The organism is Pseudoalteromonas sp. NZS100_1, assembly GCF_015864285.1.
Classification (GTDB): Bacteria; Pseudomonadota; Gammaproteobacteria; order Enterobacterales; family Alteromonadaceae; genus Pseudoalteromonas; species Pseudoalteromonas arctica.
In genome coordinates this window covers 1-13458 of the sequence record NZ_JADYXN010000003.1, presented here as the reverse complement: position 1 = coordinate 13458, position 13458 = coordinate 1, and the positions used below count along the sequence as shown (strand labels likewise).

8 protein-coding genes and 3 tRNA genes are annotated in these 13458 nt (G+C 37.2%); 2 read left to right on the top strand and 9 right to left on the bottom strand.

Annotated features, from left to right (window positions below; all coding sequences use genetic code 11):
- Window positions 1–32 precede the first annotated feature (32 nt).
- From I6F66_RS02555 to I6F66_RS02535, 5 genes are all read right to left on the bottom strand, one after another.
- Entirely contained in the window at window positions 33–1340 is a 1308-nt protein-coding gene (locus tag I6F66_RS02555) for an MFS transporter (protein ID WP_007585328.1), read from the bottom strand.
- 2 nt (window positions 1341–1342) lie between these two features.
- Entirely contained in the window at window positions 1343–1687 is a 345-nt protein-coding gene (locus tag I6F66_RS02550) for a cupin domain-containing protein (RefSeq protein ID WP_002962963.1), read from the bottom strand.
- Between the two features lie 5 nt (window positions 1688–1692).
- Window positions 1693–3903, bottom strand: a complete 2211-nt coding sequence (locus tag I6F66_RS02545; RefSeq protein ID WP_197208670.1) for a heparinase II/III family protein — start codon at window positions 3901–3903, stop codon at window positions 1693–1695.
- Between the two features lie 5 nt (window positions 3904–3908).
- Window positions 3909–6167: a polysaccharide lyase 6 family protein gene (locus I6F66_RS02540; protein WP_197142556.1), complete on the bottom strand. Its 2259-nt coding sequence runs from the start codon at window positions 6165–6167 to the stop codon at window positions 3909–3911.
- A 148-nt stretch (window positions 6168–6315) separates the two neighbouring features.
- Window positions 6316–7194 (bottom strand): NAD(P)-dependent oxidoreductase, encoded by an 879-nt coding sequence (locus tag I6F66_RS02535; protein WP_007585320.1) that lies wholly within the window; start codon window positions 7192–7194, stop codon window positions 6316–6318.
- Between the two features lie 647 nt (window positions 7195–7841).
- Between I6F66_RS02535 and gloA the strand changes: the two genes are divergently transcribed.
- On the top strand, window positions 7842–8243 hold the full coding sequence (gene gloA, locus I6F66_RS02530; protein WP_024591533.1) for a lactoylglutathione lyase: 402 nt from the start codon (window positions 7842–7844) through the stop codon (window positions 8241–8243).
- Window positions 8244–8527: 284 nt separating this feature from the next.
- Here the strand turns inward: gloA and I6F66_RS02525 are convergent, their stop codons facing one another.
- The 4 genes from I6F66_RS02525 to I6F66_RS02510 all read right to left on the bottom strand — a co-directional run bounded on the left by I6F66_RS02525 (window position 8528) and on the right by I6F66_RS02510 (window position 12382).
- Window positions 8528–8794: a DksA/TraR family C4-type zinc finger protein gene (locus tag I6F66_RS02525; protein WP_166421086.1), complete on the bottom strand. Its 267-nt coding sequence runs from the start codon at window positions 8792–8794 to the stop codon at window positions 8528–8530.
- Between the two features lie 250 nt (window positions 8795–9044).
- Window positions 9045–11912, bottom strand: a complete 2868-nt coding sequence (locus I6F66_RS02520) for a pitrilysin family protein (RefSeq protein WP_197208668.1) — start codon at window positions 11910–11912, stop codon at window positions 9045–9047.
- 281 nt (window positions 11913–12193) lie between these two features.
- Window positions 12194–12269 (bottom strand) — tRNA-Glu (locus I6F66_RS02515).
- Window positions 12270–12306: 37 nt separating this feature from the next.
- Window positions 12307–12382: transfer RNA gene (locus tag I6F66_RS02510), tRNA-Ala, on the bottom strand.
- Window positions 12383–13382: 1000 nt separating this feature from the next.
- Here I6F66_RS02510 and I6F66_RS02505 point away from each other — a divergent pair.
- A tRNA-Val gene (locus I6F66_RS02505) sits at window positions 13383–13458 on the top strand.

The window sequence follows — 13458 nt, the reverse complement described above, 5'->3', positions numbered from 1 at the left end:
AAAACATGTTGGCATAGCAGTTATTATCTAGATTATTGAGGCTTTTTAAGAGGTTCTATTTTTGGAATTAAAATCCAAACAGCTGCCATTGCTATAATGGCTAAAGAAGCACCAATAACAAATGCTGGCGTATAATTACCATCAGCAGTAAGAATAGGCACAAGCGATGTAAGGCCTACAGCACCAAGTTTTGCCGCCATACCAGAGAAACCTGATAATGTACCTACAGCTTTTTTGCCTAACAAATCACTTGGTAGTGTTTGCACGTTACCAATTGCAGTTTGAAAACCAAATAATATAACAGCCATAATTAGTACCGCTGTCGTTGGTCCGCCTGGATTTGCCATTGCAAGTAACGCAGGTAACATAATTAAACAGCCCAGCGTTATAGTTAGCTTACGTGTTTTATCTGTATTCCAACCGGCTTTGAGTCGGTTTTGAGCTAATAAGCCACCAAACCAAGCACCAAACATAGCGCCAACATAAGGTACCCAACCATATATACCAATAGACTTAACATCCATGCCGTATACTTCGTTTAGGTAAATAGGTATCCAAAAAACAAATAACCACCAAATAGGGTCAATCGCAGCAGAGGCAATAATTACACCCCAGCTTTGCTTACGAGAAAGTAACTCAGCAGTTGAAGGGTTATATTCTTCTTCGTCTTCACCTGTTACATCGCCATTATCATCAACACGTCTTTGACCTGTTAAGATATATTCACGCTCTTCGGCAGTAAGCCAAGGATGAGAGCTAGGCGGCGCTTTAACCAAAATTAACCAAGGCACTAACCAAAGAAAACCTAATACGCCCACAAAAACAAACACCATTTGCCAGCTAAAGTAGATAGTTAAATAAGCAATTAAAGGAATAGCAATAATACCGCCAATAGCAGCGCCAGAGTTAAAAATACCCTGTGCTAAGGCACGCTCTTTAGTAGGAAACCATTCAGCATTACCTTTAGCTGCGCCCGGCCAGTTACCAGCTTCTGCTACACCTAAGATTGCGCGAAAAATACTAAGGCTAAGCACACCTTGTGCAAATGCATGTGCAACGGTTGCAATAGACCAAACACCTATCGATAAAACAAAACCGAAGCGTGTGCCTACCCAGTCAAATATTTTACCAAATATGGCTTGACCAAATGCATAAGCAAATACAAACACAATTGAAATATTAGCGTATATTTGTTTGCGTTCTAGCGCTGATTCATCAGGAAATAAATCTTCAACGATGTCCGGCCAAAGCACACTAAGTGCTTGACGGTCGATATAGTTAATAATGGTAGCTAGCGCAATTAGCGCTATAACCCACCAACGTAAGCCTTTAAGTTGCATAATTAATCCTCAAGAAAGTCTTCACGCGCTGGGCTAAAAGTATCAATCAGGATTCCGCCTGTTGGGCAGGTAGCTCCATGATCAGCAAATGGTGGGATTAAGCAGCTATCACCCGGTTTTAAGATTTTAGTTACGCCATCAATGTTAAAGTGGAACTCACCTTCAACAACATACGTTACTTGAGAATGTCTGTGAGCATGGTTATAACCAATAGCCCCTTTCTCAAACCAAATTTTAACAGCCATTAGCTCTTCGTTATAACCTAGCATTTGACGTTTTAGACCATTTCCTAAATCTTCAATTTCGGTCTCGTTGCCAAATGAAAAGTTTGCGCTTTGCTTTTGCATCCTATTTACTCCTGATTATTGTTCATCATATAAACGCCTAATCGGCCATTTAAAGTGAACTCTTTATTTTGATAATTGAATGTATTTTTAGCTGAGGTTGGTGCTTTATTAATAGCCACTAAATATGACTTGCCTTTAATATCAAGTTCAACAAGTGTTAAATCGCCCTGCTGACTATATTCAAGCTTTGTAACTCTACTAACAGCTTCTAACGTATATTCTTTACTTGGATTGTATTCACCGTGAGGCTCTAATACAGATATAAATTTATGATGCTTTTGACCCTCAACACGACGAATAAAACCGTTTTCGTTGCGTAAGTTAAAATCAGGGTCGTTTGCGCCTATTTGAGTAAACAAGAAAGACTCATCACCTTTAACCAAACTCGTTTGCGTATAAAAGCGACCATTTTCGTTTAACCACGTTACTTTAGCTAAACCACTTTGAGGTTGCGCTTGAGCTTTAAGCCATAGATGCTGGTAGCCATTTTTAGTACCTAATGCAGACAGTTGTGTTGCATTCGCTTTTAGCTCAAAGCTGGTATCTATAAGCTGACCTTTATAATGCAAAGGCAAATCAAGCTGATGTGCTTTATTTGCTGCAACATCAAATATATCAAGTGCAACTGTGCTTTGTAGTTCAGGTAAGTTAATAAGTGCAAGCGTACGCTCAAGATCAACGCCTTTATAAGCTGTGCTTATTTCGCCGCTTGAAACCGTGCCGTATTCATTCGTTTCGAAAAAGTTAAGTGTAGGGTAATTACTATTTCCTACTTCAACATTTGCATTAAAATGCGTTGTTTCGTCAACCACTACCGTATTGTGCGCAACCGTGTGTTTAGCGTAAGTTTCGTTTTCAGGTAAATAACGACCGCCGTATTTAGCTTCTACATTTAAAAAACGTGCTGCGCCATAATCAGATACAATTTCATTACCGTGGTCGTAAAACTGCCATGTTAGTTTATCAAAATGACCGTGGCCTAAGCCTTGTGCAGCAGGTTTAAATAGTAGAGCTTGATCGCCACCTACCTGCGTTCTCATTACAACTAGAGCACCTTGTTTACCGTCATTACCATCGCCGAAGGCAACAGACTTAAACGAATAAGGTTTTGCCATGTTGTTATCAAGTGCTTGAGCTACTTTTAGTCCATCACCAGAGAGAATTATTTGGTCTTGTTGCTTAGCAATATCTAAATAACCCGCATCGTTGGTTAAGCCATATGCTGCCGTTACACCATTAACTAACTCAATAGTATCGATACCTTTACTTTTTATTGCATCGTTAATTGGGAAAAACAAACCGTTGTAGCTAAGTTGAATCGTCGTATCAATCGCTTTTAATAATATGCCATCGCGATATTCAAAGATTTTTCGTTGTGGTTCGTTGTTTTCAATCGCTTTAGCAAACGTTACAAAGGGTAATAGTGCAAAGCGTTGATAGTAAGGACCTTCGTTATAGTAACCTTGTGGTGAAAACAGCATCTCTAGCTGCTTAATAAAGCCTCCTTTACCCGACTTTTCTAAATCGTATAATGATTTTTCTACCCACTCAGATTCGCCTAATACATACCCGGCCATGCCAACACCCGCTGTTGCCCATGTTCCATGGTTGTGTACTTTATTAAATGTAGAGGGTTGGCCTACTGATGTGAACAACGAAACAGGACGTAGTAAGTCATCCTCGATTGTTTTAATGTTATCGGCATTTAACGAGTCATGAATTAGATCATAAGCTTGTATTGTGTACACAAGCCACATTGCTTCATTTAGGCTTTGCCAAAAAAACTTACCTGGATTTTGCGAGTCCATTTTACGTTTTGGATGCAGACCAAGCGTTGGGTATAATTTTGCATACTCAAGCAACATATCACGTACATAGTTTGCGTATTTATCATCTTGGCTTAATTGATAAATAATGCCCGCGTTGTACATAAGTTGGTAATTTTTCTTGTGGCGTTCATGTGTATAACCACCACCACCATCTTTTGGTACAGGTACCGCAATTGGTTGAGCTATTTGTTCGTCTACTTGCGCTTTTAATAGCTCAAACGCAGTAGAAAATTTACCTTCGCTGCCTATTGCTTGACGCATATGACTTACGTCATCAGTAGTAATTACTAAGTTTGGGTGCGCTGCATGCGCACCCAATGATGTAAGTAATGTAAGTGCTGCTACAGCCGCTATTTTAAAACCTGTTTGGCATTTTAATAAGTACATAGTATTTACCCTGCCTTATTTAAAATGTTGTTATTTTTTAATACTGCTGTATGTGGGCCTTTAACTCTTAGTTCTTTAACACTTGGTGCTTTAGTTACATCAAATGTATTGTCTGAGATTTCAGTTTTAGGCTCGCCTACTGTGTGCTCTACAACAATAGGAGCAGATTTAACAAATTTATTATCTTTGATATTAGTAACCTGAACACCGTGAACATAAATGCTCGCTTGCTCTTTGTTACGCTTACCAAGGCCAACGTTATTAAGCGTGTTATTTGTCATTTCAAAATGAGGGCCAAATGTACTTTCATCAGTACCACCACGGTAAAGCTTAAGTACACCACCTTGCACATCATTAAATGTATTATTATTTACAATAACGTATTCCGCGTTATAAACACCTAAGTCTTCAATTTCAGTATTTAGACGTAAAATGTCACCTGTTACTGTATTAAAGGTATTACCTGTAAGAATAATTTCATCAGCCATTGCACCTTTACCAGTGATAAAGAAATGGAATGAATGATTAATATCTAAAGCATTTAACTCTGAGTTGGTCATTACAAAGCGGTAATTATCAACCATACCCCATTTTTGCGTACGAACAATGCTGTTACCTATTGCATCTGGCGCGTTTTCACCTGAAATAGATAAACCATCTAGTTTTAAGCTGCCGCCATCATGTATTTCAAACAAGGTAGAACGTTGAAAAGTAAGTTTAGACTTTGTGTTCTGCTTCGCTTTAATTGTCAACGTTTTATCAATTTTAACCAGTTTAGAAACATCATACTGGCCAGGCGCTAGTTCTAGAACATCGCCCGACTGTGCATTATCAATAGCATCTAGTAATGCACTTACATCAGCTTTAACAGAATGTGTCTTACCAGAATCAAAATCAACTAAAGCAGGTACTTTTGCATACCAGCTAACACCGGTATCTTCTTTTTTAAGTACTTTTAAATCGCGCTTTGCACCTACATTTAAACTTTTAGATGTTGGGTAAAGTAGACCATTACTTGCTTTTTTAAGCGTGATTTTTTCTTTTTTTACACCGTACGTTAGCTCAGAAAGTACTTTTGTATCAGCAATGTTGTTACTTAGTACCAGCCCGCTTACATCATCAAATGTTGTAAATGGCTGTTCACCATCTTGATTTATGATTAAGTTATTTTTCATTACGCTATCTTTAGGTGCAGCGCTACGCTCAGCATCGCTACCTGCGGCAAGTTGAATATGACGCACATTTATAAATGTGTTGTTTTCAATTGTCGCATTTTCAACTTGGTGATAACGATTTATAGATGAATTTGGTACGCCGTTCATCACAGTAAAACCACTGCCAAAACGATACCCTGTTAGACCTTGTAGGTAGTTATTTCTTACAATTTGGTCTTTATTGATAACGCGGATACCACCGGTGTGGTCAACACCATTACCAATAAATATATTTTCTTCTATTAGGTTACCGTTACCATGGCGCAGCGTTAATGTACCGCGCGCTTCATAAAATACGTTATTACGAAGGATGTTTTTACCTGACTTAACCGACACAATTTCTACTTCACCATTGGTGCGTTCAAAGTAGTTATTTTCTACCAATGTATGTGAATCAGTTAATGAGTAATGACTAGTACCAATACGAAGTGTTTCACCACCGTTTGAACCAAAAGTTGGACGGTAGCCAAAATAGTTATTATCTATACGGTGATAGTTTTCTTGGCTTGCTTGAGTGTTTAAACGAACAGCAACTGTCACGCCTTTATTTCGTTTGCCAACTAAATGACTATGATCAAAGCGGTTATGTTGTCCATATAATGCAACCCAATAATCAGACTCTCGTTTGTCTGGATTACTGTAATTATCAATTACAATTTCTGTTACTCGTGAGTTGTAGGCTAATTCATTTTTGTTTTTACGAAATTCTATTACAGCTGAGCTCGGTGTGTAGCCGTCTTTAAATACTAAGCCAGAAGCCTCAAGGTATTTACCTGCAAGTCTTAGGTTAGATTGACCCGATAAAATTACTTTGCCGTTAGTTTCAGCGGTCAATAAAATAGGAGAGTTTTTTGTACCTTGGCCTTCAAGTAGGATTTCGAAGTCAGACCAAGTACCATTTTTAAGTACTACTTTGTCGCCAGCAACTAGATTAGCTGCGATATCATTAAAAGCTTGTTTACTTTCTACAAAATAATCTTTGGCCGCTATTTGTGTGGATATGCAACCGATGAGAACTAGACTAAGCTTTATTGTGTTAATCAAACGCATAGTTAACTCTTTTTCGTTGTGACTGAAAGTAGTGCTTCATCAGAATTTTAAAAAGCTGACATTGCACAAAGACTTTAGTCAATTGGTGTCATGTGTGTTAAAGCGCCTTAAGCCAAAAGCTTAAAGCGCTCAATAAGGTCGAGAAGTATTACTTTTCTAGCTTTTTGAAGTAATCAAAAATTTCAGGAACGTTACCTTGACCCATACCAGCGTCAAACGCTGCTTGTAGGTTAGCTGATGAACCTTCAGCGATTTTTGATTCAGTACCTAGGTCTTCTACCATTTGTAGGAAGTAGCCTAAATCTTTGTTTGCATTAGCAATCGAGAAACCAAGGTCGCTAACATTATCAACTGCATAGTTTTTACAAAATTGCATAAACGGTGAATTAGATGGACCAGTCGACATGATGTCAAAAAGTTGTTGACGGTCAACACCAGCAAGCTCTGCAACTGCAAATGCTTGTGACATAGCACATACTGTAGTCATGCCCATGAAGTTGTTGATAAGCTTAGTTGTATGACCTGCACCTAGCTCGCCAAGATGGAAAACGTTTTCACCTTGATCTTCTAGTACTGGTTTAACTTTATTGAATGTATCAATATCGCCTGCAGCCATGATGTTTAAAAGGCCGTCTTTAGCATGTGCTGGTGTACGACCAAGAGGAGCATCAATCATGCCTGCGCCTTTAGCTGCTAAATCAGCACCAATTTTTTTAGTAGATGATGGAATAGAAGTACCAAAATCAACTAGTACTGCACCTTCTTTAATACCCGCTAGGATACCGTCTTCTGCATAAATGATTTTTTCTACAACGGCAGAAGTTGTAAGACAAAACATAACAATATCTGAACCTTCAGCTAGCTCTTTAGCAGTGCTTGCTGTTTTTGCGCCTCTAGCGACACATGCTGCAACCGCATCTTTGCTAAGGTCCATAACAATTAGCTCATAGCCTTTGTTTTGTAAATTTTCGGCCATGTTGCCGCCCATTAAGCCTAAGCCGATGAAACCGATGACTGGTTTTGACATGAATAACTCCTAAATATGTGGCGCATACTTTTATAAGAACAAGTAAAATCTACTTTAAAATACGCTGTGTCTTTGTTTCAATTTGTAGAGTAACTTTAAGCTTGAGTTATTTATAAATTAACCTGTGCAAAACGTAACTCTGATTAATTACCAATACATTGTATTCACTCAAACCAAGCAACTTACCAATTGGTATGCAAAAACTGTATTACCATACGCCTTTTTTGTCAACCAATAAGTTAACCAAGTAAATCCCGTATTTTTACAAATTACATACAAATAAATTTAATATCAATTAAAAACAAATAGTTAGATATAACAAACCCAATCAGACATAGGTTAACTTTTGTTGAACAATCAGTAACTTTTTTTATACTAATAGGTTGACCAATAATTGAGTGTTCTTTATTTAAATATGCAAAATTCAATAAAATGGTTCATTAATTGGTAATTTACAGTTGATGTTATTGGTAAAATTATAAAGACCATACGTGAACAGCTTCCAACTCTAAATGGTATTGAGGTTGTGATTTGTACGTAACGCCTACATATATGGCTAATACATATAAAAACCACAAAATGCGCCTAATAATAGCGCTTAGTTAAAAATATACTGAACTTTGAAAAATCACTAAAGGAACTGAATAATGCGTTTATTACATACTATGCTGCGTGTTGCGGATTTAGACAAATCAATTGCTTTTTATACTGAAGTATTAGGTATGAAAGAATTACGCAGAGCTGATAACAGTGAATACAGATACACTCTTGCTTTTATTGGATATGGCGAGGAAGCAGATAATACAGTATTAGAGTTAACTTATAACTGGGACGAAGATAGCTACGACCTGGGTAATGGATATGGTCATATTGCCATTGAGTTTGATGATATTTACAAGGCCTGTGCTGATATTAGAGCAGCCGGTGGTAATGTTAGTCGTGAACCTGGACCAGTAAAAGGCGGCACTACTGAAATTGCTTTTGTAAAAGACCCTGATGGCTATGCAATTGAGCTAATTCAGAAAAAAGATGACATGAGTAAATTTTAAATTACCTACCAACTAATTCAAGTTATAACAATTTGCTTAATGCCAATCTGCTTATATATGGGGTCTATTTAACGTTAAGAAAATTACGCTAGGACTAGGCAAAAATTTTTGTATCTAGTTGTTCTAAATAAAAAATTTTTAACGACGTTATAGTGCAATTTAATTCGTTAAATTGATCAAAGATTTATGCTGGTTGGTATAACTATGGAGGGGTTTAATTTTATAAATTGTTCAAATATTTATGCAGATTGGTATTAAGTAAAAAGGTGCTTTTCAGCACCTTTTTAACGCAACTGACTATCTTTACTGCCACGTCTATTAAACGATTTAGCGCTAGCATCATTACCTTCTATTGCAGCTTGACATGCAACACAGTAACGCACTCCTGGTAACGCGAGCCTTCGTGCTTGTGGGATTTCCTCATCGCACTCATCACATAACTCTGCACTTGCGCCAGATATTAAATTGCTTCTTGCATACTGTACGGCGTCATTAACACTCGCATCAATTTGATCTTGAATTGCACCGTCTCGTGCCCATCCACTTGCCATAAATCCTCCTAATAAAGTTGGATGTTTAAATTTATGCTACCAAATCGAATCTTTATAAGTACTGAATAAAAAAGCTAGGAATGTGATGTTCTTTGAAGGTTTAAGCTATAAAACTATATTTTATATCTAAAGAAAGATGCTGTAGTTGCTCCTTGTAATCTATTTTTCACAAAAAATTCAACACTCTACAATTAGGCAAAAAAAAGCAGCTAAAAAAGCTGCTTTATAATTCCAATGATTTATTTAAATATTAAAGACTGTAGTCAACAACCTTCATACCTAATTTTTCGAGCTCTGGACGAAGTGTTTTAGCATCACCCACTACTAAATAAATCATGTCTTTAGTATTTAAGTGTTTTTTAGCTAAGGCGTTAACTTCTTCTTTGCTGATATTGCTAACAATCTCATTCCTTTCTTTTACAAAGCTAGGTTTTAAATCGAATTCTAATATTTGTGCTAAAAAGCCAAGTTTTGCATTAGGCGTTTCGTATTTAAGCGCATCTTTTTGATTGATAGCCTTACGCATAAACATAAGCTCTTCATCAGTGACACCGTTTTGAGCATAGTTATTAAGCTCATTAGTAAACTCTGTAATAGACGCTGCAGTAGAGTCGGCTCTCACCGCTGCAGAAGCGGTAAAGCCACCTGATGTTTTATCACCCCAGAAACGAGAGCGAGCACCGTAAGTGTAGCCTTTATCTTCTCGTAAATTTAGATTGATACGGCTATTAAACGTGCCACCAAGTGCAAAGTTCATCAAGTTAGCTTTAAAAAACTCACCTGTAATATCTTCAACCATATCGCGTTTACCTATACGAATTTCTGATTGAGGAGCGTCTGGTTTATCGACCAAATAAATTACATTAGTTTCTACTTTAGGTTCACTGAAATCAACCGCTACTAAGCTCGATTTACCTTTCCAATTTGTAAGTGTAGCTTTAACTTTTGGTTCAATTGTTGACTCTTTTAAATCAGAAACAATAATTACTTGAGCGCCCTGCGGTTTAAAGTTTGCGTTATAAAAAGCTTTAACGTCAGCAAGTGTAATAGCCTCTATACTATTAAGCGTTCCAGTACTTGGAAGTGCAGCTATATTGTTGCCATATAGTAATTTACTATATGTATTAGATGCTAAATACCCAGCATCCTTCATTGAATGTTGAATATTTTGAATGATTTGCTTTTTATTACGCTCAAAGTCATCTGCATTAAATGCTGGTTTAAATAACTTTTCTTCTACAAGCTTTAGCGTTGCATCTACATTTTTGGTTAAGCTAGAAACATACACATTTGTATGTGTTTTATCTGAGTAGATACTTACCTGGCTACCTAGTTTTTCAAGCGCGTTACTCATCTGCTCTGTAGTGTAGTTTTGCGTTGACTCGCTCATTAACGATGCAGTTATTGATGATAAACCCACTTTACTCGCTTGCTCATTATATAAGCCACCCGGAACTTTAATGAAAATAGCGGTAGTTGGCGTTTCTGTACTTTGAGTACCTAATATTTTAATACCGTTTTCGGTCTTAGTTTGCCAAAGAGTAGGAACATCAACAGCAGGATTTGCGCCGGCCTCTGGATGAGCACTTCGATCAAATGTATCAACAGCTCTTCGTGCCACTAAATCATCAGCTGAAGTTGTAGATGGACCTCCAAAATCATGCGATTTAGGCGTAAAGTTGTCTGGAGCAGCTATAAGTTGAGATTGCCCTTCTGGTACAACACTCATAATAACGGCAGATTTACCTTTGATATATTGATTAAAAACACGCATAACATCAGCTTTTGTAACTTTGTTATAACGTGCAATCTCATCTTTAGCTGAATTTGGGTTACCTGTAAACGTTTCTGACGCGGCTAGTTGAGAGACTTTTCCTGATACGCTTTGCAGACCAAAAATTGCACCCGATTCTATTTTAGCTTTTACTTTATCTAAATCATCTTGTGTAACGCCACGCTCTTCAAATTCAACAAATGAATCACGAATGATTTTTTCCATATCAGCTAACGTTTTCCCTGCTGTAGGATTTGGTAAAGCATAAAGACTAATTGAACACGCTAACTCTTGGCATGGATGATTTGCACTTGCTTGAACAGCAAGTTGAGTTTTAACTAAGTTTTTGTATAGTAGTGAATTATTACCACCACCCAATATTTCAGCAAGTATATCAAGAGGTGCTTCATCTTCAGAGCGAGCGTAAGTCGTTGGGAAACTCATACTTAATAAAGGCAAATGTACCTTATCTTCCATTGAAATATATCTATCAGCATTGAGTGTTACAGCTGTTTTTTCTACTGTAGGGATTTCAGGGCCTTTTGGAATTGGTGCAAAGTATTTAGTAACTAATGGCAGTATTTCATTAGCGTTGATATCGCCACCAATAGTAAGCGTTGCATTATTAGGACCATACCACTTTAAAAAGAATGCTTTTAAATCATTTACATTTACGCGATTAAGATCGTCCATAAAACCAATTACTGGCCATGAATATGGATGACCATCTGGATACATCGCTTGAGCAACACGTTCACCTAAACGACCATAAGGGCGATTATCAACACGTTGGCCGCGCTCATTTTTTACTGTTTCGCGTTGTACTTCAAATTTTTCTTGGGTTACAGCATCGAGTAAAAAGCCCATTCGATCAGCTTCTAGCCACAACATTTTTTCTAATTGATTTACAGGTACTGTTTCAAAATAATTTGTTCTATCTGAGTTAGTTGTACCATTTAAAGTACCGCCTGCTTCAGATATTATTTTAAAATGTTCCTCATCAGCAACATTCTCTGAACCTTGAAACATCATATGCTCAAAAAAGTGAGCAAAGCCTGACTTACCCAGCTCTTCGCGAGCAGAACCAACGTGGTATGTTACATCAACGTGTACTAAGGGATCTGAATGATCCTCATGCACAATTACAGTTAAACCGTTATCTAGTTTATATTTTTTATACGGTATGTTGATTTCACCTGCATTAGATTTCACTGATTCAATAAGTGTAACGCCAGGAATTGATGTTTCTGTAACAATATTTTTATCAACAGCTTGAGTTGAGCTATTACATGCAGCCAACCCTGATGCAAGTAAAACAGCAAGTGCAATTTTTGTGAGTTTCATTTTTTAGTCCATATTTAAATTAACTCAATGAGTTTAAAGACTAATTAAAAGTACAACAAGGAATATGGAGCGATTATGGGTTTGGTTTTGTAATAAAGTGTAAATAGATTGATATAAAAATGAAGTGTAAAATGAGGGTATTAATTTGTGGTTTTATTCTAATAACACTGCACTTCCCTATCTAAGTAGTAAATGTCATAGCTAAGAGATTGATACTCTTAATAACATCGTGCATATAGAGTGTTATGTAACACTGCTTATACAATACTTAAAATAGTAAGTGGCGTCCCCAAGGGGATTCGAACCCCTGTTACCGCCGTGAAAGGGCGGTGTCCTAGGCCTCTAGACGATGGGGACACAGAAAACTGCTACCCTAGGACAAAACACTAATTTTTGGTGGAGCCATGCGGGATCGAACCGCAGACCTCTTCACTGCCAGCGAAGCGCTCTCCCAGCTGAGCTATGGCCCCAACTTAATCAATACCCGTCGTGATAAACACATCGTGTATTGCTTAGTGCGGGGCGCATTCTATGCACCACCCAAAATAAAGTCAACAGTTTTTTACCTAGCTTTATTTAAATGGTTTAATTTTCAACAAACTGGCTATCAAGCGTGCTAATAAATACAATTTGAATAAGATTCTAGCCCTACTGCTTATAATTACATCACTATTTTGCAGCGAATACTCAATCACGCCCTACTCCCCATAATTGATGCAACAAAGTTGTATCAAAGAAAAGGTATACATTTATATGCAAATTGAACTTATTTAAAAAACTACCGAGTTAGGCCTCGCCAATCGTCTTAATCCTTTAAAAGTTACAATTACTTATAATAACCAAAGCTCAAATGTGAGTTTGAGAGTGCCCGCAGCCTTCACTCGCTTGATAACCAGCATAACTCGTACTAAAAAACTCGATTGTTGTTTGAAGAACATTTTTTAAAGAGCATTGTAGCTTCGTAATTCTATGTACAACTATATGTCATCTATTTAAGTCTTAATCCAAAGAGCTCTGACTAAAGAGTGCGTCTTTACGAGTTGGCTAGGTTGGCTTATAAAAATAAAGTAAGTACAAAAATAGAGTTTAGAATGCTGGAAATATCATTTGTGTTGGGAAGTTTAAATTAAATTCATTTTTAAAGGCCTGCTCTATTTACTAAATAACTCGCCCTAATATTAATCCATCTTGCTCATAATCATAAAAACGACTCCAGTAAAAAAAACAATAAGTATCGTGAAGCTAAATTTAAGATTAATAAAATACAATTCCCTACTCACTTTTAGGAGCTTATTAGGTGCTTAATTGAACTGCAATATCAAATTTGATGATAAAATAGACTTCAACCATATCCTATTGTTTATAAAACCTTCATTCAGTACATTTTTATCATTCAAGTGTTGACACATTTCCAACTCTATCTATAATAGCGCCCCACAACAACGCAGCAATGCAATGTTGTTTAGATGTGGGTGATTAGCTCAGTTGGGAGAGCATCGCCCTTACAAGGCGAGGGTCACTGGTTCAAGTCCAGTATCACCCACCA

Bases quoted from the DNA above. Each gene is read 5' to 3' on its own strand.
- I6F66_RS02545 (WP_197208670.1), bottom strand. From the start codon at position 3,903: ATGTACTTATTAAAATGCCAAACAGGTTTTAAAATAGCGGCTGTAGCA.
- I6F66_RS02535 (WP_007585320.1), bottom strand. From the start codon at position 7,194: ATGTCAAAACCAGTCATCGGTTTCATCGGCTTAGGCTTAATGGGCGGC.
- I6F66_RS02520 (WP_197208668.1), bottom strand. From the start codon at position 11,912: ATGAAACTCACAAAAATTGCACTTGCTGTTTTACTTGCATCAGGGTTG.
- gloA (WP_024591533.1), top strand. From the start codon at position 7,842: ATGCGTTTATTACATACTATGCTGCGTGTTGCGGATTTAGACAAATCA.
- I6F66_RS02550 (WP_002962963.1), bottom strand. From the start codon at position 1,687: ATGCAAAAGCAAAGCGCAAACTTTTCATTTGGCAACGAGACCGAAATT.
- I6F66_RS02525 (WP_166421086.1), bottom strand. From the start codon at position 8,794: ATGGCAAGTGGATGGGCACGAGACGGTGCAATTCAAGATCAAATTGAT.
- I6F66_RS02540 (WP_197142556.1), bottom strand. From the start codon at position 6,167: ATGCGTTTGATTAACACAATAAAGCTTAGTCTAGTTCTCATCGGTTGC.
- I6F66_RS02555 (WP_007585328.1), bottom strand. From the start codon at position 1,340: ATGCAACTTAAAGGCTTACGTTGGTGGGTTATAGCGCTAATTGCGCTA.